General features: G+C 37.1%; 16 protein-coding genes and 3 pseudogenes. 18 read left to right on the top strand and 1 reads right to left on the bottom strand.

The features are described 5' to 3' along the window. Position 1: 1 nt before the first annotated feature. The 8 genes from walK (at position 2) to E2636_RS17870 (ending at position 7,522) form a co-directional block, all read left to right on the top strand. On the top strand, positions 2–1,825 hold the full coding sequence (walK, locus tag E2636_RS17905) for a cell wall metabolism sensor histidine kinase WalK (protein ID WP_134211637.1): 1,824 nt from the start codon (positions 2–4) through the stop codon (positions 1,823–1,825). After that, positions 1,816–3,147: a YycH family regulatory protein gene (locus tag E2636_RS17900; RefSeq protein WP_134211636.1), complete on the top strand. Its 1,332-nt coding sequence runs from the start codon at positions 1,816–1,818 to the stop codon at positions 3,145–3,147. The genes walK and E2636_RS17900 overlap by 10 nt, the downstream gene beginning before the upstream one ends. Continuing rightward, entirely contained in the window at positions 3,134–3,946 is an 813-nt protein-coding gene (locus E2636_RS17895) for a two-component system regulatory protein YycI (protein WP_134211635.1), read from the top strand. The genes E2636_RS17900 and E2636_RS17895 overlap by 14 nt, the downstream gene beginning before the upstream one ends. A 12-nt stretch (positions 3,947–3,958) precedes the next feature. Then, complete coding sequence (locus E2636_RS17890; protein ID WP_134211634.1) at positions 3,959–4,747, top strand: MBL fold metallo-hydrolase; 789 nt, start codon at positions 3,959–3,961, stop codon at positions 4,745–4,747. A 192-nt stretch (positions 4,748–4,939) separates the two neighbouring features. Next, a complete protein-coding gene (locus E2636_RS17885; protein WP_134211633.1) occupies positions 4,940–6,163 on the top strand; it encodes a S1C family serine protease in 1,224 nt (407 codons plus the stop codon). Between the two features lie 198 nt (positions 6,164–6,361). Then, the gene (locus E2636_RS17880; RefSeq protein WP_017378790.1) at positions 6,362–6,526 is read left to right on the top strand and encodes a CxxH/CxxC protein; all 165 of its coding nucleotides are present in this window, start codon (positions 6,362–6,364) and stop codon (positions 6,524–6,526) included. A gap of 90 nt (positions 6,527–6,616) precedes the next feature. After that, positions 6,617–7,096, top strand: coding sequence for a 23S rRNA (pseudouridine(1915)-N(3))-methyltransferase RlmH (gene rlmH / locus E2636_RS17875; RefSeq protein ID WP_017378791.1), 480 nt, complete (start codon positions 6,617–6,619; stop codon positions 7,094–7,096). A gap of 90 nt (positions 7,097–7,186) precedes the next feature. Next, positions 7,187–7,522 (top strand): hypothetical protein, encoded by a 336-nt coding sequence (locus E2636_RS17870; RefSeq protein WP_243840698.1) that lies wholly within the window; start codon positions 7,187–7,189, stop codon positions 7,520–7,522. 638 nt (positions 7,523–8,160) lie between these two features. On the opposite strand, the gene E2636_RS17865 is transcribed toward E2636_RS17870, so the two are convergent. Beyond that, complete coding sequence (locus E2636_RS17865; RefSeq protein WP_134211632.1) at positions 8,161–8,928, bottom strand: DUF4230 domain-containing protein; 768 nt, start codon at positions 8,926–8,928, stop codon at positions 8,161–8,163. 132 nt (positions 8,929–9,060) lie between these two features. Between E2636_RS17865 and E2636_RS17860 the strand changes: the two genes are divergently transcribed. The 10 genes and pseudogenes from E2636_RS17860 (at position 9,061) to E2636_RS17815 (ending at position 21,326) form a co-directional block, all read left to right on the top strand. After that, positions 9,061–9,438 (top strand): hypothetical protein, encoded by a 378-nt coding sequence (locus E2636_RS17860; RefSeq protein ID WP_166669579.1) that lies wholly within the window; start codon positions 9,061–9,063, stop codon positions 9,436–9,438. 321 nt (positions 9,439–9,759) lie between these two features. Then, a pseudogene (locus tag E2636_RS17855) lies at positions 9,760–10,272 on the top strand (23S rRNA (pseudouridine(1915)-N(3))-methyltransferase RlmH). Positions 10,273–10,592: 320 nt separating this feature from the next. Then, the gene (gene splB, locus E2636_RS17850) at positions 10,593–11,621 is read left to right on the top strand and encodes a spore photoproduct lyase (RefSeq protein ID WP_134211630.1); all 1,029 of its coding nucleotides are present in this window, start codon (positions 10,593–10,595) and stop codon (positions 11,619–11,621) included. Between the two features lie 335 nt (positions 11,622–11,956). After that, positions 11,957–12,292: a DUF378 domain-containing protein gene (locus E2636_RS17845; RefSeq protein WP_134211629.1), complete on the top strand. Its 336-nt coding sequence runs from the start codon at positions 11,957–11,959 to the stop codon at positions 12,290–12,292. A 675-nt stretch (positions 12,293–12,967) separates the two neighbouring features. Next, positions 12,968–14,161: a DUF4317 domain-containing protein gene (locus E2636_RS17840; protein WP_134211628.1), complete on the top strand. Its 1,194-nt coding sequence runs from the start codon at positions 12,968–12,970 to the stop codon at positions 14,159–14,161. Positions 14,162–14,999: 838 nt separating this feature from the next. After that, the gene (gene katG, locus E2636_RS17835; RefSeq protein WP_134211627.1) at positions 15,000–17,231 is read left to right on the top strand and encodes a catalase/peroxidase HPI; all 2,232 of its coding nucleotides are present in this window, start codon (positions 15,000–15,002) and stop codon (positions 17,229–17,231) included. A 290-nt stretch (positions 17,232–17,521) separates the two neighbouring features. Continuing rightward, a pseudogene (tnpA, locus tag E2636_RS17830) lies at positions 17,522–17,921 on the top strand (IS200/IS605 family transposase). 5 nt (positions 17,922–17,926) lie between these two features. Next, a pseudogene (locus E2636_RS17825) lies at positions 17,927–18,411 on the top strand (RNA-guided endonuclease TnpB family protein); the annotation flags it as partial. Positions 18,412–18,501: 90 nt separating this feature from the next. Beyond that, the gene (locus E2636_RS17820) at positions 18,502–18,999 is read left to right on the top strand and encodes an LURP-one-related/scramblase family protein (protein ID WP_134211626.1); all 498 of its coding nucleotides are present in this window, start codon (positions 18,502–18,504) and stop codon (positions 18,997–18,999) included. 788 nt (positions 19,000–19,787) lie between these two features. Then, the gene (locus E2636_RS17815; protein WP_134211625.1) at positions 19,788–21,326 is read left to right on the top strand and encodes a malate:quinone oxidoreductase; all 1,539 of its coding nucleotides are present in this window, start codon (positions 19,788–19,790) and stop codon (positions 21,324–21,326) included. The last annotated feature ends 44 nt before the right edge of the window (positions 21,327–21,370 follow it).

Genomic DNA, 21,370 nt, shown 5'->3' with positions numbered 1-21,370 from the left:
TATGCAAAAGGTAGGTTTTTTTAAATCAATTCATGTCAAAATAGTTCTTATTTATATTTTGCTGATTTTAATTGCCATGCAAATCATTGGATTATATTTTGCGCGTGAATTAGAAGATACACTTAAAGATAGCTTCACCAATTCCATTGGAGAACGTGTGGATTTGGTGGAGTTTAGTGTGCGTGAAGAAATCATCAAGAAAAGGGGAGAAGAAGACCCCACTATTGAGCAAAGTTTGCGTACCGTACTTTATAGTATTGGATCAGATGATATTAATCAAATTCGCGTAATTGATAAAAATTTCCGTATTTTAGCGACTTCTGAAACTACTAATCAATCGATTGTTGGGCAACGTTCAACGGATAGTTTGGTTCGTCAATCTATTGCTTCTGAAACACCTTTCGATAACATTAAATTAGATCTTCAAAGAAGGGATCGTATTTGGGTACTCGCATCTCCAATCATTTATCAAGGTGAAGTGCTAGGTACAATTTATTTAGAATCGAACATAGAAACGGTATATCGGCAGATGAATCAAATCAATCGTATTCTTGCAGGTGGTACAGCAACAGCACTTGTTATTACATTAATTTTAGGCATATTAATTTCCCAAACAATCACTCGTCCTATTTCAGATATGCGTAGACAAGCACAAGCCATGGCAAAAGGGAACTTTTCTCGTAAAGTACGTGTATATGGGAACGATGAAATTGGTCAATTGGCGATAGCCTTTAACCATTTAACCAACCGACTGCAAGAAGCTCAGTCAACAACAGAAGGTGAACGTCGTAAATTAGCTTCAGTTCTTTCGAATATGACTGAGGGTGTTATTGCGACAGACAGGAAAGGGCGCATTATCTTAATTAATGATCCCGCTCTAAGACTCTTGAGAGTGCCGAGAGACATGGTGTTGCATCGTCCAATTTCTTCTGTTCTTGGAATTGAAACACAGTATACGTTTGAAGATCTAATTCATATGAAAGAGTCAATTAATTTAGATTTTAGTTCACCCGAACGTCCTTATATTTTACTTGCAAACTTCTCTGTTATTCAAAAAGAAACAGGTTTCGTGAATGGCTTAATTACAGTTCTTCATGACAATACCGAACAAGAAAAAATTGATATGGAGCGACGTGAATTCGTAGCAAACGTGTCCCATGAACTACGAACACCTTTAACCACAATGCGTAGCTATTTAGAGGCACTTGTTGATGGTGCTTGGCAAGATCAAGAACTCGCGCCAGCGTTCCTGAACGTAACGCAAACAGAAACAGAACGAATGATTCGGTTAGTAAATGACTTGTTGCAGTTATCGAAATTGGATAGCAGTGATTATGATTTAAATAAAGAGTTTGTTGATTTTAATAAATTCTTTAATCGAATCATTGACCGCTTTGAAATGTCTAAATCACAACAAGTTCAGTTCCAACGGTTGTTGCCAGAATCACAATTCTTTGTGGAAATTGATACAGATAAATTAACACAAGTCATAGATAATATTATATCGAATGCTTTAAAATATTCGCCAGATGGTGGAAATATTCGATTTGGTATCATTGTGCAAGATGGATTTATAAAAGCAATGATATCTGATGATGGTATGGGAATTCCAAAAGATAATGTAGAACGAATTTTTGATCGCTTCTACCGTGTTGATCGAGCACGTGCAAGATCAATGGGTGGGTCAGGGCTTGGTCTAGCTATTGCCCGGGAAATGATTGAAGCACACGGTGGTGCCATTTGGGCCGAAAGTGAAGAGGGACATGGAACGACGATTTTCTTCACTTTGCCATTTGAATTAGATGAGGCAGGTGAATGGGATTGAAATATGTAGAGCAAATAAAATCTATTCTCTTAGCTATTCTAGTTGTTTCAAGTGTCTTGTTAACGTTCGCTATATGGACCTATACACCGAAATATCAAACCATTAAAACAACGCCAATTGTAAATATATCAATTGCTGACACAAAGCGAGTAGATGATGTAATCAAACCTTACAAAATGGTTGTGAGCTTAGAAGGCGACATGAAAGGTACGATGGCATCGTTTGATTTAGACAGTGTTGTTAATGCTATGAAAAGTTGGGAAATAAGAGATTTAATGTTTGAGAGTAACAACTCAAGTGATATAAAATTAAATGAAATGATTGGAGCATCCAATCGCTTTACATTATTCTTCCCTGCTGACGTACCTTTTCCTGTTTACGATAATATCTTGAAGAATGCCAGCTTAAACATCCCTGAAAGTGGATTTGATCGTTTAATAGTTGATTGGAATTCTTTTAAGAATGGTCAACTAAAAATTTATTTTGCTAGTTCCAAAAACAATACATTATATTCAGCATTGGCAGGAAATGTTGATATGGAATTAGTAGAGCAAAAAATAGTAACACCTACAAATGATTTTGCAAAGTTTACAGAAATTGAACGTCAAGGAAAACTATCGCTTTTTGTTTCTGCAAAAGATGTAGAAAGCATTCGATACACGTATTACTTAAAAGAAATTGAACCAAGTCGTTTTCGAGATGCATTATTTAATGATCCAAATGTAGTGCGGCAAAGTCCAGTCGGAGCAACAAATGATGCATATTCAGATGCAACCTCTCTGTTGAATGTCAATTTACTTGAACGTACGTTAAGTTTTGTTAATCCATCGGCTGAAACAAGTAATCCTTCTATTCCTTCAAAATTAGTATTTGATAGCTTGGATTATATAAATGAGCATGGGGGATGGACTGACGAATTTCGATTTTCTGGAATAAATCCAACCAATCAACAAATTGATTACCAATTATACTTATTGGGAAATCCAGTATTCAGTAGTGATACTTCTACTAAAATCACTGTAAATTGGGGAGATCCCGGTATCTATAGGTATTTGCGACCTTATTACACACTTGACCTTTCCTTGCCGTTTGATACTGTGATTTCAACTTTACCATCAGGAGAGAAGGCGTCTGGTGTAATGAAAGTGATGAAGGAAATTGATTTTAACAATGTAGAAGAAATTATAAGTGGTTATTACTTAACACGTGATAATGAAACAAGATTACTGACTTTAGAACCATCCTGGTTTTACTTATCAAACGATCAATGGACTCGTCTATCACCTGAGGATTTAGGAGGTGGCAAGATTGGATTGGAATAAAACCAAAACGATCTTTATTATCGTGTTCTTGATTTTAAATTCCTTCTTATATATCTTGTATTTTAATCGATACAATGAAGTACAAGAATTACAAGTACTAGGTGAAACATCTATTGAGGAGAGATTACAAGCTGATAATATTCGCTATGAAAGTACTCCTGAAAACACCCTTAAAGAATCCTATATATCCGGAAACATTCGAATGTATTCGTCTAAGGATATGAAACTAATGGATAATCAAACATATGACATATCAGGTATTACAAAATTACTATCAACTTTTAATGATCCGGTTCTTATCGGTAATCTAGAAGTTTCTGGTGTTCTAAAGGAATTTGTAAATAGGCATGTATATAATGGCACATCGTATGAATTGTTTGATATAGATGTAGATGCTAAAAAAGCGGTATTTTTCCAAGTAGTTAATAATCGTCAAATCTTCTTTAATCAAAATGCGATGCTCACATTATATTGGAATGAGGATAATGAAGCTTATAAATATGAGCAAACATCTTTTGAAGAGCTTGAAAGTTTTGAGCAAACTGAAAACTTACTATCTGATGAGCGAGCAGTTGAAGTGTTATATCAAAGAAACTTATTAAAACCTAATTCTACAATTACTATGACTAGCTTAGGCTACTCAACTCTCGTGCAATTAACAGAAACGCAAGTGTTTGCACCAACTTGGCGGGTTCGTGTAGAATTACAAAATGGTTTGAAGGAAGACTATTTTGTTAATGCGGTTGAAGGTAAAATTATTGAATTTAACAAAGAGTCCGAGGAAATAGAAGAAGATTAAGGAGTTTTCGTCATGCGTTTTAGTGTTTTAGCAAGTGGAAGTAGTGGAAATGCTGTTTACGTTGAAACTGATGAACACGCCTTTTTAGTCGATGCTGGTCTGAGTGGACGTAAAATGGAAGAATTATTAGTTTCGATTGACCGCAGTATGAAAAAGTTAAGTGGGATTTTAGTTACACATGAACATAGTGACCACATAAAAGGGCTTGGAGTTCTGGCTCGTAAATATAATGTTCCTATCTACGCTAATGCCAAGACATGGATGGCAATGGAACATCTAATCGGTAAAATTTCAATAGACCAAAAATATCACTTCGATATGGAGTCTGTGAAGACATTTGGATCACTCGATATTCAATCATTTGCTGTATCACATGATGCAGCAGACCCGATGTTTTACGTCTTTCATGAGAACGGTCGTAAACTCGTTTTAATCACAGATACAGGGTATGTCAGTGACCGTATGAAAGGTTATATCAAAGGTGGAGACTCATATGTCTTTGAAAGCAACCACGATGTTGGCATGCTGCAAATGTGCCGTTACCCATGGTCTATCAAACGCCGTATTTTAAGCGATGTTGGCCATGTTTCAAATGAAGATGCAGCAGTTGCTATGAGCGAAGTGGTAGAGCAGAAACCGACACGCATATATCTTTCACATTTAAGTAAAGATAATAATATGAAAGACTTGGCAAGAATGAGTGTTACCCAAACTCTTGAATCGTGTGGGATTGTCACCGGAGAATTTATAAATTTGTATGATACTGATGCAAATAAATCGACTCAACTAGTAACTGTCTAAACCTCACATTTGTGAGGTTTTTCTTTTTGAGTTTAGTTTGAAAAATATGCTCATTAGTTGGAAATAATACGAAAGGAGTCTTCTTTTATTCTTAAGGATTCTTTGTGAGCAAGTTTTAAAGTAGTTTTCATCTGATTTTAATGTTGACCTGGTAAAATATTGAGTAAGGAATAACAGAAAGGGAGATTTTCTATGGGATACTATAATCAACAACCACCAGAACCTCAAAAGCAAATTGACAAAAAAGGAAGTAAAGGAGGTTACTTCTTTAGTGCGTTTATCGGCGTTTTAGTTGGTGCATTAATTGTTTGGCTAATGATACCTTCGTTTGTTGGTATAATGCCTGGAGGAGATACATCTAGCGGCAATGATTCATCTCTAGAGTCTTCAAACACTACCAAACAATTTTCAGCTGATATTACAACGGAAGTTACATCCGCTGTGGAAAAGGTGGCGAACTCAGTCGTTGGCGTCACAAATATTCAATCTTCATCAGACTTTTTAAGTCCTTCCGGTGATGAAGGACAAGAAGCGGGTAGCAGCGGTTCAGGAGTCATTTACAAAAAATCAGGTGATAAAGCATATGTCATTACTAACAACCATGTGATTGAAGGTGCAAACCAAATTGAAGTTACATTAGCAGACGGTGCAAAAGTAGAAGCAAAATTACTTGGTACGGATATTTGGACAGACTTAGCCGTTCTTGAAATGGATGCTTCAAAGGTAACGACAGTTGCTGAATTCGGAGATTCAGATGCATTAAAGCAGGGAGAAACGGTTATTGCAATTGGTAATCCTTTAGGCTTAAATTTTTCAGGATCTGTGACAACGGGTGTTGTATCTGGTAAAGACCGTACCATTCCAATTGATTTAGATGGAGATAACCAAGTCGACTGGCAGGCTGAAGTATTGCAAACTGATGCAGCCATCAATCCTGGTAATAGTGGTGGCGCACTAGTGAATATAGTAGGACAATTAATTGGTATTAATTCAATGAAAATTTCTCAAGCTACTGTAGAAGGAATTGGGTTAGCCATTCCAATTAATTCTGTTATTCCAGTCATTGAAGACTTAGAACAATTTGGAGCGATGAAACGCCCAACTATGGGAGTTACACTCTTAGATGTAACGAATGTTTCAGCGGTCCATCAACGTGATACACTGCGTTTACCGGAAGAAATCACCACTGGTGTTGTTATTGATGAAGTAGTAACAAAATCACCAGCTGGTGAAGCGGGATTAAAACAATATGATGTCATCGTTGAAATGGATGGCAAAAAAATAGAGAATATGATTGAGTTGCGCAAACACTTATACAATGAAAAAGAAGTTGGAGACAACTTGACATTGAAAGTATATCGAGAAGGTCAATTGTTGGAAGTCACATTATTATTGAAAGACAATTCAACTTTATAAATGTTTTAATAAATCCTTGTGGATGAATAATAAATGTGGATAACAAATTTCAATTTACGAAACATTTACAAAGCGAGTAAGAAGTGCTAAACTGCACCTTTCCTACTCGCTTTTACTTTGTTAAACTAGATTGTGGATAAGATTACCGAATTGTGCATAACTTATTGAATTATTTGAAAATCGAAAGGATGATAAAAAATGAAAATTAAATGCTGTCAAACCCATATAGATCATGCACTTGATATGTTTGTAGCTGAGCAAAATACCTTTCCGATTTTAACAGAACTCTTAGATAATGAAAAGATATCCACAAAATGCGATTACTGTGAAGTCGCAGCAATATATTTAGTGGCGAACGTATGATTGCATACTATATGTAGTTTCGCCTTGTGGATATGTGGATAAGTTCTGTGGATAACGTGTTTGTAAACAAAATGTGAAGGTGGATAACCTGTGAATATCTCTATTGTTTCGGTTGGGAAATTAAAAGAAAAATATTTAAAATTGGGCATTGAGGAATATACAAAACGATTAGGAAGTTATGCGAAAATAGATTTAATCGAAGTAGCAGACGAAAAAGCTCCTGAAAACTTAAGTGATGCTGATATGGAAATTGTTAAGAAAAAAGAAGGCGAACGTATTTTAGCAAAAATTGGTGCAGATACATATGTTATTGCTCTAGCTATTGAAGGAAAAATGAAATCGTCAGAACAGTTAGCAGAAGATTTGCAGTCTCTTATGACATACGGTCGTAGCAAAGTGGCTTTCGTTATCGGTGGATCGTTAGGGTTGCATGAAGACGTTATGAAGCGATCTGATGAAAAGTTATCATTTTCGAAGATGACGCTCCCACATCAGCTTATGAAATTAGTGTTAGTTGAGCAAGTGTATCGGGCATTTCGAATAATTAAGAATGAACCGTATCATAAGTAAATGATTGGCAATCAATTATAGGTGGTATAAGAAATGAATGAGTTACTAGTATTCAGTGAGTTGCACAAATTCTAAAATTCTCTTGGACCCATGAAATGCACTATTGCACCAAAGAGTTTATCTATAGGTTATAAACCTTTTACCTTCTGGGGAAATACTAGCAAATTTGCGACACTTTATGGAGATAAACGATATCAATGTTTAATATTGCATGTTGAGCCTTTTAATCCTGAGTCTACAAAAGGTAAAGAACTTCAGAAAGAAATCCAAAAAATAGTAGGATTTGAGATTAGTGAGATGAGAAATTTCAAACTGAAAAACCATGAGGTGTATATTCCTTTAGAGTTAATGAGGAAAGAAGAGAAGTTAAAAATTGTTAAGCATTTCACGGAAGAGCAATATAAAAGAATCACCACGGAAAAGTAACTTTTACTAGAACTGCCTTAAAGACTATCCATATGCCAAATTAACTTCACAAGATAGGTTATTTCATTTTAAAATTTGCTTCTATAATTATACGTATCCTGAGGCAGAAGATGAACACGATGCTGATTGGCATATTACCTATCTTTATTTAACTATTCCAGCGTTTAAAGCAGAAATTAACGATGTGATGCTCGAGGGAAGATTAATAGAGTATTTCATACGTGAATTTGGAAAATTTTTAGATCTAAAAAAAGAATAGGTAGTTTTGCCAACTGAACCTTTGCTCTAACTTTTACCATAGATACATTCAGAAAAAAATAAATGTCAGCGGCTATGTTCAATATCCTGTTGGCCATGGAAGTGAGTTGAAATTTGAAATCGAAACGGATCTAACGTATGTCGAGATATTTTTATGCGGTTTGAAAAAAATATTGAAAGAATTTCCTATTAAAGATTAATGAAAGAGAAAAATAACCCTTCGTAATTTGAGAAAAATTATAAATGTGATATCCATTGAAAGATACTAAAAATCAACCATTATCATAAGTAGATAATGATTTTATAATGCAAAACAGCACCCAACCAGTACTTTAGGTGGGTGCTGTTTTGATGAAGAGATTTTAATAATAATGATTTGGTTATTTATAAGTTATATTTACTTTGTAACCCATATTCTTGAAAAATTGAGTTAGTGCCTTGTCTGCATTTTTTTCAGCAGTTGTTAATAAACCGGCAGAAATAACTTCTTTTTTAACTTTTTCTTGTGCAGAGGCCGCTAGTTCATAACCTTCATTCCAATCAACTTTATCATTGAAAATCCCACCATCAACGTATGTTGTAATTTTGTCCATTTGAAGTGAAGGTTCTTGAATAAGTTTTGCGTGAGGTAGAGTAATATCAATCTCTTTCGTATCTTCGCTAATCTTCATATCGTCTTCCGTAACCTTATTCAAATCAACACCTGCGAGCACCGTTGCGGGAACAATGAGCAATATTTCACGTTTAGTGCCAGGTATAGGCAAAGGAATTTTTTTGCCGAAAATTTTATTGTCTACTATATTTAGCACCGTTTTCGTTTGAGCTTCCGCTGTTGCTAAAGTGGATAACTCCTGAACAGTTTCTACAAATGTTACAGAACTTTTCTTAAAGACATTACCATTCAGCAACCAAAAAGCACCAAGACCGAGTACTAATAGTATAAGAATGATGATTAGAATATTTTTAAACCATAAGAATAAGGAAGACAATTTAAAACCACTTTCAAATGTTTCATAAGGCTTTGAACGATAGCTTTCCGCAAGCGTTGCAGCATTTTGTTGTTTAGCTTCCGTTAATTCAACAATAAGTTTCTCCAAGTGAGCAATTCGATCATCTTTGGTTTTTAAAAGATCTTCATTTTTATCCATTATCTCACCTTTTCTATTACATAGTTTAAATCGAAATATGTAAGCTTCTATCAATTCAGGAATTGATTAAATCATAGCATAAAGAATACATTTGAAAAGATATTAATGGATAAAATTTGAAATAATAATAGTATGATAAGAAAAATATTGTTAAATGAGGTGTTAATGTTGGCAAACGAATCTACCGTACTCGAAGTCGTACTTTCAAATGTTGTAAAGTTACCAGGTGTGAAAGTGGATCGAAGAGAGTTTTTAGCGAAGAGTTTTTCGAAACATTTATCTCCTGATGAACTTGCCGAGCTGATTGAAAAAGGTTCTGGACAGGCCAATATTGATAAACAGATTTTAAACAAAATTGCTAAAAAAGTGATTTCTGATCGGACGATGCAAAGTTCAAGTCTTTCGTTTGCTACGGGCATCCCAGGTGGTTTAGCGATGGCTGCGACGATTCCAGCAGATACTGTGCAGTTTTTTGCCATGGCTTTACGACTTTCTCAAGAGCTCGGCTAAATTTATGGCTATGATGATTTTTGGGATGGCGAAGAAATGAATGCGGAAAATGTGAGCGGCGATTTAATCTTGTTTTTAGGTGTTATGTTTGGCGTTGGCGGAGCAACAGCCACAATCAAAGCTTTATCATCACAGTTGGCAAAACAAGCGTTAAAGAAGATCCCGAACAAAGTTTTAATGAAGACTGTCTACTATCCGATCTTTAAAAAGACATTAGAGTTCATTGGCTTAAAGGTTACTAAAAATTCATTTGCCAAAGGCGTTTCCAAAGCGATTCCGTTGGCAGGAGGGATTATATCTGGTGGGTTAACATATGCATCCATGACCAAGATAGGGAAACGACTGGCCAAAGCACTGGAAGAAAACATCGATCTTACCCCAAAGCAAATCAGACAAAGTTTTGAGGAATTGAGGAAAAACAATCCAGAAATCATTGATTTGGAGTTTGAGGAAATAATGAAGGAAAAACTCGACATGTTGCTCGTGAAACGAAAAGAAGGCGAACGCATCTTGGCAAAAATCGTACCCGATGCTCACGTCATTGCCCTTGCCATTAACGGAAAAATGAAATCCTCCGAACAACTAGCCGACGACTTCAACCAACTCATGACGTACGGCAAAAGCAAAATCACCTTCGTCATCAGTGGATAACTCGGACTAAGTGATGAAATATTGAAGAGATCAAATGAACAATTATCATTCTGTAAAATGATTTTCCCTCATCAGTTGATGAAGTTAGTATTGATTGAGCAGGTGTATCGAGCATTTTGTATTATTCATAACCAGCCGTATCATAAATTGGTGCGAAAAATTTCACTAAAATTTCGCATCTAAGCGCGTGACGGAGAACCGTACCACAAGTAAATGAGGTTTTTTACTATTTTGGTGTTTTTTATCATTGTTTGACTGACCTATGCAAGGTAAGAATATATCAACTCACCAAGGTCTATAAATATTCGAATAATTACTAATCCCAAGTGAATGTGACTGAGGTTCCTAATTGTTTATGCACTTGTATTATTTTAACTGAATAAGGTTGTGATCAAGTACCCAAAATTATGTTCATTTTCATAACTTCTCATTTTTAAGACAAGCTATAAAAAAAGAGAAAGGTGATCAAATGGATACTAATTTTGAATTAGGTAGTTCTCAGTATGAATAAACCCTTTATCCCACAACTTGTCTATTTTGAGCCCCATGCACTTGATTATCCTCTTGGAAAAGAACTGAAGAAAAAGTTTGAGGAAATGGGGATTGAAACGCGCTTTACGACATCGCATAATCAAATTCGGGATTTGCCGGGTGATACGGACGCTCAAAAATATCGTATCGCAAAATCCACCTTAGTCGTTGGTATTCGAAAAACGCTAAAATTTGATACGTCAAAGCCTTCAGCAGAATATGCAATCCCCCTTGCGACAGGTTGTATGGCGCATTGTCATTACTGTTATTTGCAAACGACGATGGGCAGCAAACCGTATATTCGAACTTACGTAAACGTGGAAGAGATTTTTGAAGCGGCTGATCGCTACATCGAAGAACGTGCACCTGAGATTACCCGGTTCGAAGCTGCCTGTACATCAGATATAGTAGGAATTGACCATTTGACGCATTCATTAAAAAAAGCAATTGAACATATTGGTCAAACAGAATTAGGTAGGCTACGTTTTGTGACCAAATTTCATTTTGTCGACCATTTACTGGATGCCAAGCATAATGGCAATACACGATTCCGATTTAGCATAAACGCTGATTATGTCATTAAGAGTTTTGAGCCCGGTACTTCTCCTCTGAATAAAAGAATCGAGGCAGCAGGGAAAGTGGCGAGAGCTGGCTACCCACTAGGTTTTATCGTTGCTCCCATATACCTTCATGAAGGCTGGGAGGAAGGATATCGCCGCATGTTTGAGCGACTTGATGAAGAATTGCCACAAGATGCAAGAGACGATATTACATTTGAATTTATTCAACACCGCTTTACGAAGCCCGCGAAAAAAGTGATTGAAAAGAATTATCCAAAAACGAAATTGGAGTTAGATGAAGAAAAAAGACGTTACAAATGGGGCAGGTATGGAATTGGTAAGTATATTTACCAAAAGGATGAAGAGGATGAAATAAAGTCAAATCTATACGGATATATGACAAAGTACTTTCCGAATGCGAAGTTGGAGTATTTTACTTGAGTAATCAAAAAAAGCGTAAGGATCCAGTGGAAACTGGGGCTTTACGCTTTTTGTTGCTGTAAATCCTTTCTATCATCTCCTTTAAATTGTGGGAGACAGGCACTAAAGAAATGCGAATAATAATAAAAAAACGTTTGTAAAATTAACTATGATTGTTTGTGACCTGTCTTCATTGATAAATATGTATTAAATAGCGGTTTTGGCAAAAGATAAGTACGAATCAATATGCGTCGTATTTATTCAGTGATTGTAACAACTGATGTAAAGTAGCGGTTCAAAACTACTTACGGTAATTACGGATTCAATTATATTTTAATCGAAGGAGGAGTTTAAGTATGAGTATGTTCTCACGGATTGCACTATCTCTAGTTATTATCGGTGCACTTAACTGGGGTTTGATTGGATTATTTCAATTTGATTTAGTTGCAACGTTATTTGGTGGTCAAGATGCATTCTTGTCTAGGGTGGTCTATGGTCTTGTAGGGATTGGTGGTCTGGTATGTCTCGGTCTACTATTTAAGCCAAATGAAGAGGTCGACAAGGTTACCGACCGACCTGCAAGTTTCGCTAATTCTAATTTAAGAACAGAATTCGGCGAGGAACCGGATCTTACGAAAGAACAGGACGTTAAATTGAAAAAGATGAACCGTGGTAAGGATTCTGTAGATTAATTGCAACAATGAAACAGACGCTTGTCTCAGGTGGCTGTTACAAGTATTGTACGGTTTTTGACAAGTTTTCGAGTGCAACTTGTTAAACTATTACGCTTTGGTAAATTGGGGTAAAACCACTTAGAAACGAAATGACCCCGAATGCCATTAATAGTATTTCCTCAGTACCACCTGAATAAAAATGTCCCTCACTTTGGGATTAAAAGGGGAACCGTACCAAGTAAATGAGGTTTTTCAGAAAAAAATTTTTCAAAACTAATATATTAGTAAGAAATAAAATAAAAATGCCGAAACACTGTTTAGATTTCGGCATTTTTATTATTGTTTTAGAAGAGTTTATTAGAAATAAATTCTAAACTTTAACTGGAATTTCCAACAATAAATACAATAAATCGTCCTATTTTGTAAAATGAAAGTACTAAACCTACATTTTAGAAAGGACAATTTTAAGGGACACAGCAGATCCATTCGCAAGAAACTAGCTAAATATGACGTGGATGGCAAAGTGCAGACAATTAACTATATTGGAACTGTTTTCCGTTCTTCATCTTAAATATTGTTATAATAAAAAAGTGTCAAAAGCTAAACTGTAGCTTTGGATGCTCTTTTTTTGTACATGACACGGATTTTGATTCAATAACACGGATCTTACTAGCCAGGGAGTTGGAATTAGAGATGAATAAGAATGACATAGCAGCGATTCGCAAACAATTTAAGGTGGATACTGATTTACTGAAAGTTGATGATATTTATAACGTTTACATCAAGCAGGAAAGCAGTGATATCTATTATGAGGAGAGCCAGTCATTTTCCTTGTTGGACCGGGAGCAGCAAGAACTGTTCCTTGATAACTTTAAAAAGGTATTAGGCGGGAAACTGGATGTGAAACTATTTGAGGTGAAGTTTCAACGTCAAGAAGAGGGACAAACGGACCATGCGCAACGACTTTTATATCAAGCGCTTCATACAGATGATGTAGTCGAATGGAAAGAGAATATGCAACGTATCGCCTTGAAGATGGTACAGGAAATCCAATATGACAAGGATATGGTCGTCACATTTATTCGTGGAAATTATAATAAAACGACGAAACGCAATCCTGATGAAACTGAAATAGACATTCGGAATGAAGTGTATATCACTCCTTTTATCCTCTGTAGCATGAATCAGACAGAACTGCCGAAACGTTCACTTGTGTTTAATTTTGTCGAGAGGGAGTTTAAGTCGAGTCTCTTGGCAGATCCCGTCATTAAACTGCCCTCTCCAATTGGTGGATTTCTGTTCCCTTGCTTCACAAACAACGCCGCAGACGTCAATCACATCCTTTATGCTGCGGGCAAAGCGAATAAACCGGATGTACAATTTATTGAGAATGTGTTGAACGGCAAGGAAATCATGACTGCCGAGGAAGATAAAGCGGTGTTTGAAGAAATTGTAAAAGCAGTAATTGGTGATGAAGTGAATTCGAAAACCCTCGCAAGTGTATATGATGAAATTAATAATATGTTGGTGATGGAAGAAGAGAATGAGGACGAAGATGGGAGTAGTCCTACTTTGGATAGTAAAGAGGTTGAACGTGTTCTGAAGGCGAGCGGCGTAAAAGATGTGAATACAGAAAAAGTGGAAAGTGCCTTTCAGCGGGTAATCGAAGACAAAACGTATGAAATGAAAGCAAGCCATATAGTTCCAAGTTACGCGTCCAAGTCAATCAAGATCAGCACGAAAGTAGCGAATATTACGATCAGCCCACAAGACTTGAGATATGTAAGACAGGTCAATTACAATGGCAAACGCTGTCTATTGATTGAGGTGGAAGAAGACACGATGATTGAAGGATTTAAGCTGCTTCCTGAAGAGTTGTTGGAGTAGGAGAGAGATTTGGGCAATCATTTAGCCAGCTATCTAAAGTGAAATAGGATAAAAACCTGCTCATTTAGACCTACCACGGGGAACCTTATCATAAGTAAGTGCGGTTCTCTCGTTAATGTTACTAATTGTATAAAATAGACGAATATTTTATATCTTAGTGAATAGATAGTATGTATATTTAATAAGTTTAAAGATAAACTACTATTTACTTATTGGTATCATAGTAATAGTACTTATTCTTTCTGAGAGAGTCGTAACTTTATTTAAAATTAAAAATTTTTCATTAGTTATGGCAATTGGACTTGCGTTTGCGACACTCCCTGCAACAGGATATTTTCTGTTAAGAAAATACCGATAAGTAAAATAGCTTACTAAGAATATTCCTCAAAATGGGAAGTGAAAAATGAGTTGACTTCCCATTCTAAGAAAGTCCTTAAATATTTACTGCTTCATAAACCCTATCTGGTACATTAATAATCTATTTATTGTATTTACGCAGTTATTGTCAAAATCTATAGTTGGTGACGTTATCATTTGAATCAGTATTTTTCATCTGTATGAAAGAGAGAACATCATACACGCTAAATTTACCGAAAATTCATAAAATTTAACACTTATCGATGTATTTCTTGGAGTACCCAAGTTAAACTAGAACTAGGTGTTTCTTTAAATTTTAATAATATAGTCATTCAGTGCTCACATTTACATGCTTATTACTTTTCAATCTATCTCCACTTTAGTATAATTCTAATGTAAGAATGACTATCCGTCATTAGAAACACCGGTAATATATAGATAGAAGATTACTATTTTCATTATCACTAGGAGGGTTTAGGAAATGGAAAAAAATGTACATGATAACAATGATGAAAAGCGCCACACAGCGGCAGGAGATGCACAATGTCCAGTAACAGGCGGTCACAAAGATAGTGCGATTACGACATCGAACAAACCAGGCAAAACGCAAAATAAAGACTGGTGGCCGAATATGCTGAATTTGAATATTCTCCATCAGAATGATAATAAATCGAATCCATTAGGGGAAGATTTTGATTACAAAAAGGAATTTGCAAAGTTAGATTATGATGCATTAAAGCAAGATCTTAAAGATTTAATGACAAATAGTCAAGACTGGTGGCCAGCTGACTATGGACACTATGGTCCGTTATTCATTCGTATGTCATGGCATGCAGCAGGTACTTATCGAAATACAGACGGCCGTGGTGGTGGTTCTACTGGAAATCAACGTTTTGCGCCGCTAAACAGTTGGCCAGATAACGTAAACTTAGATAAGGCTCGTCGTTTGCTGTGGCCAATAAAGAAAAAGTATGGAAACAAAATTTCTTGGGCCGATTTGCTGGTGTTAACGGGAAATGTAGCACTTGAGTCGATGGGCTTTAAAACGTTTGGATTTGGAGCAGGTCGTGAAGACATTTGGGCACCAGAAGAAGACGTTTATTGGGGCAATGAAAAAGAGTGGTTAGCAGATAATCGTTATTCTGGTGATCGCGATTTAGAAAACCCTCTTGCTGCGGTTCAGATGGGCTTAATTTATGTGAATCCAGAAGGGCCAAATGGTAAACCAGACCCTCTTGCAAGTGCCGTGGATATTCGCGAGACATTTGCGCGTATGGGGATGAATGATGAAGAGACGGTTGCATTAATTGCAGGTGGACATACGTTTGGTAAATCACATGGAGCTGGAGATCCTTCTAACGTAGGTGACGATCCAGAAGCATCAGTAACCGAAAACCAAGGACTTGGATGGAAGAGTACGTATGGTTCAGGAAAAGGCCGAGATACCATTTCAAGCGGTATTGAAGGAGCTTGGACTGCCCATCCGACGAAATGGGATAATGGCTACTACGAGCAATTGTTTGATTACGAGTGGGAGTTGACGAAATCTCCTGCCGGTGCATATCAATGGACGGCAAAAGATTTATCAGAACACCAGATGGCACCTGATGCAGAAGATTCTTCAATAAAAGTGAAAACAATGATGACTACTGCCGATATGGCACTTCGCATGGATCCGGCGTATGAAAAAATTTCCCGCCGTTATTACGAAAATATGGAAGAGTTCCAAGATGCGTTCGCTCGTGCATGGTTCAAACTTCTTCACCGCGACATGGGACCGAAAGAGCGTTATTGGGGACCAGAAGTTCCGGAAGAAGTATTGATTTGGCAAGATCCAGTACAAAAAGCAACGAACATACTAACATTTGATGAATTGGAAGAGCTGAAAGCGAAAATCTCGGCAAGTGGGTTAACTTCGCAGCAGTTAGTTAAAACAGCTTGGGCTTCTGCAAGCACATACCGGGATTCAGACAAACGTGGCGGTGCAAACGGAGCGCGTATCCGATTTGCTCCTCAGCGCGGTTGGGAAGCAAATGAGCCGGAAGAGTTAGCAACCGTGCTTAATGTCTATGAAAACTTGAAAGCAAGCATTGGGAATAAAGTAAGTTTGGCTGACTTGATTGTGCTTGGAGGAAATGTTGCGCTTGAACAAGCTGTAAAAGCAGCTGGTTTTGATATTGCAGTTCCATTCACTCAAGGTCGAGGAGATGCACTCGAAGACCAAACGGATGCGGAAAGTTTTGATGTGTTGGAACCAGTTTCAGACGGTTTCAGAAACTATCAGAAGCAAGAATATGCTACAAGTCCAGAAGAAATGCTGCTCGATAAAGCCCAATTACTTGGCTTAACAGCTCCAGAAATGACAGTATTAGTTGGTGGTATGCGCGCATTAGGTGCAAATTACCAAGGGACAACTGAAGGAATTTTCTCTGACAATGTCGGCGTTTTGACAAATGATTTCTTCACCAACTTGCTGGATATGAACATCGAATGGACGCCAGCAGAATTTAATAAATACGATGGAAAAAACCGTGCAACTGGTGAAGTAGTCCTTACTGCATCACGTTTTGACCTAGTATTCGGCTCTAACTCCATACTGCGTGCTATTTCAGAAGTGTACGCTCAAGACGACAACAAAGAAAAATTCGTACGCGACTTCATCAAAGCATGGAACAAAGTGATGAATGCTGATCGATTCGATTTACAAAAATAATTAGAAAAAATCCTGGTCAGAAGCATAAGCTGACTAGGATTTTTTTCGCGAAATAGTCTTCTAGACATCCCCGCATATTTCTAAATTGGATATATAAAGGGATGTGTCATTGTTTTGCGCACTTTTTTTGTTATGCTCAAATTTTATATTGAATTCTACTTTTATGCCTTCAGCCGGGAACACTCGTGACTTTAGTGGTGAGATGAATCGGCTTCGGTCAAGGTGTGTCTTGGACACTTCAATTGTCCGACATATGTTAATGTTAATTAGAGGGTGATAGTGGATAGTGCATGTCAGAAGTAAAGCACGGCAGAGGGGATGTCTATGCCATCCAATATCACATAGTTTAGTACGTTAAATATCGTCATAAATTGTTGAGTGGCGATGTAGAAATCGTCTAAAAGAGATTCTACAACAAATTGCCACAGACAACGATTTCACTTTAGCTGAAATTGAGAGTGATGAGAAAACCACATACATCTCTTAGTCGATTGCACACCACAACCCATTCCGAGCATTATCAATGCGTTGAAGGGTGTTTCAGCAAGACTAATCTTCAAAGAATTTCCACAACTCAAAAAGCAATTGTCGGGCGGTCATCTTTGGAATCCTTCCTATTTTGTAGCAACAGTCAGCCAACAAACAGAAGAACAAATACGACACTATATCCAAAATCAGAAAGTGAGGTGAAGACATTGATTCGACACAAAGCGTATAAGTATCGTATGTATCCAAATCAAGAACAAGAAATACTGATTGCGAAAACTATCGGTTGCAGTCGATTTGTCTTCAACCACTTTTTGAATAAATGGAATACAGCCTTCAAAGAAACAGGTAAAGGATTGACCTACAATTCGTGTTCATCCCAATTAACCACTAAAAAAAGAAATCGACTGGCTCAAAGAAGTGGACAGTATCTCGCTTCAATCTGCGTTGAATAACTTGGACGATTCATTCAAGTGCTTCTTCAAGAAACAGAACAAGTCACCACGCTTCAAGTCAAAGAAGAATCCCGCCCAATCGTACACCACAAAGCAGACGAACGGGAATATCGCTATTGCCGGGAATCAAGTGAAGCTCCCGACTAGGACTTGTGAAGTTTCCCAAGAGTCAAGAGATCAACGGCAGAATCATTAGTGCTACGATTTCACGTAAAACTAGTGGAAAATACTTCGTATCACCAACCATTAGGTTGGATAACTTAGGAATCTCGTGATTTCAATCACGATTAGTTCAACACAACTAATCTTCTCAATAAAGGAGGCATAGTATGAAGCAACTTTACATAAAGCAAAAAGTGTTAAGTCTAAGTGGCAAATTTACGGTAAAAGATCAACAGGAAAAGGATGTTTATTATGTGGAAGGTAGTTTCATGAAAATTCCAAAGACTTTCTCCATTATGAATACAGCCAGAGAAGAAGTCGCTCTCATTACGAAAAAGGTGTTCAGTTTTTTACCAAAGTTTTTTGTTGAAGTGAATGGTCAAGAGGTGTTAACAATTAAGAAGGAGTTTTCCTTCATTAAAGCACGCTATTCGATTGACGCGGCAGGTATTGATGTACATGGAAACTGGTGGGAAATGGATTTTCAGGTGTTACAGTACGGCGAAGTTGTCGGTAAAGTGAGCAAGGAATGGTTCACTTGGGGTGATAGTTACAAGGTTCAAATATTGAATGAAGAGATGGAGTCTATCATTATTGCACTCGTTGTCGCAATTGATTGTGTGAAGGCTGATCAAGCAGCTGCTTCCTCAGCAGCAGTGACGTAAAATAAAGTAATCCAATGTAAAATACTGTCGGTCTCTTTTTGAAATTAAAAATTTAATATAATAGTTGAAATACATCTCTAAAATACGGGGAATTCATGAATGGACTGTACCACATTTTTAGGTACAATCTAAACGATGGGAGGTGTAGTTATTTTTAACTAAATTTACTATCGAATTCAAAATCGTTGACTAAATCAGTTTCATAATACGGCACTTAACTATATTACGGACAACCGTATCATAAGTACAATGGCTTGAAAAGCTTATACTAAACATCGTTGTTGAAGGAGAAGTAATCATGCGTGGTTTAGAAGTACCCGAAGTATAAAAGAAAATAGCTAATTCAAGGAGCCTACTAACATTTTGACTATTTTGCTCCTATTTTAATTAGAATTATTTTATTGGGGTAATATATTTACTTCAATCCAACACTTTATTTGCACCTAAATTTAATGGTTGAAAAACCGCTAGTATGAGTATGGTAGAGAACAGCATCATAAATAAATGTAAAATCAGAGTGAGCAGTAGCACTGTCAATGACTTAAAACCTCTCATTTTATGTAATTCTGAGGAGCAGTGGTAAAGCTTCCCACTTTATAACCGACTATAAATAGTTTATAATTATCAGTTGATAGCAGATATTTAATTTAAAAGTAGAATATAGATTGTGATATGGTAATAAATAAGGCAGAAAAGGTGTGTTCCTTGATTGAGCCTGACTTTTTGTGAAACCTAGTCAGGGGCGTCTTCCTCTTTTTTTGAAAATATACGGGATAAGGAAGGGTATAATGAGCAACCGACATGAAAAAACAGATGTTATCTTAATTGGTGCTGGAGTCATGAGCGCGACTCTGGGAGCGATGCTCAAAGAGTTGGCACCGGAATGGGAAATCAAAGTGTTTGAGAAGCTCGAAAAAGCGGGAGCGGAAAGCTCCAACGAGTGGAATAATGCGGGTACGGGGCATGCTGCGCTGTGCGAGCTTAACTATACACCCGAGAAATCTGACGGATCTGTAGAAATTAGCAAAGCGATAGCAATTAATGAACAGTTTCAGCTTTCTAGACAGTTTTGGTCTTATCTTGTAAACAATAAGCGAATCAGTAACCCGCAGGATTTTATTATGCCAATACCTCATATAAGTATGGTACAGGGAGTAAACAATGTAAGGTTTTTGGAAAAACGCTTTGAAGCGCTGTCAATGAATCCTCTTTTTAAAGGCATGGAATATTCTGATGACCCTGAAAAACTGAAAGAATGGTTTCCTTTAATAATGGATGGCCGTACATCTGATGAACCGATTGCGGCAACAAAAATTGACTCTGGAACGGATGTCAATTTCGGCGCATTAACGGAAATGATGTTTGACCACTTAAAGAATAAAAACGTGGAGATCAACTACAAACATAGCGTTAAGGATATTAAACGTACCAGTGACGGTTTGTGGGAAGTGAAAGTTCAAAATTTAGCTAACGATCTAATTGAATACCATACTGCAAAATTTCTCTTTATCGGAGGCGGGGGCGGAAGTTTGCCTTTGCTACAAAAAACCGGTATTCCCGAATCAAAACATATTGGAGGATTCCCGGTAAGTGGGATGTTCCTGGTCTGCAAGAATCCGGAAATTGTTGAGCAGCATCATGCAAAAGTATACGGCAAAGCTAAGGTCGGAGCTCCTCCGATGTCGGTTCCGCATCTAGATACAAGATTTATTGATAATAAAAAATCGTTGCTGTTTGGACCATTTGCAGGCTTCTCGCCAAAGTTCCTAAAAACAGGCTCCAATCTTGATTTGATCGGTTCCGTAAAACCGAATAATGTCTTCACTATGCTGGCTGCAGGGGCAAAAGAGATGCCATTGACAAAATACCTGATCCAGCAAGTCTTGTTATCGAATGAAAAGCGCATTGAAGAATTGCAGGAATTTATTCCAACCGCTAAACTCGCGGATTGGGATGTCGTGGTAGCAGGCCAACGTGTGCAAGTCATTAAAGATACAGAGGCCGGTGGTAAAGGGACGCTTCAATTTGGTACGGAAATTGTCACCGCTGCTGATGGATCGATAGCTGCATTGCTGGGTGCTTCTCCAGGTGCTTCTACTGCCGTTCACGCCATGCTTGAGATATTTAAAAAATGCTTCCCGCAGCATCAGGAAGAGTGGGAACCTAAGATAAAAGAAATGATTCCTTCTTACGGAGTTTCGCTGGCTGACAATCCACAACTATTTGAAGAAATTCACACTTCAACAGCAAATGCGCTTGGTCTGAACGAAATGAATATTTCTGCATCTGCCTCTTCTGACGTGGAAGTAACACTGGTAAATGAATAAGCTTAGTAACCGATTTTTAATCAAAGGGATTTTAATGGGGCGTC

The sequence above is a fragment of the Paenisporosarcina antarctica genome, assembly GCF_004367585.1.
GTDB classification, from domain to species: Bacteria; Bacillota; Bacilli; order Bacillales_A; family Planococcaceae; genus Paenisporosarcina; species Paenisporosarcina antarctica.
The sequence above is the reverse complement of the archived record's forward strand: the minus strand, read 5'-3'. Positions and strand labels throughout refer to the sequence as shown.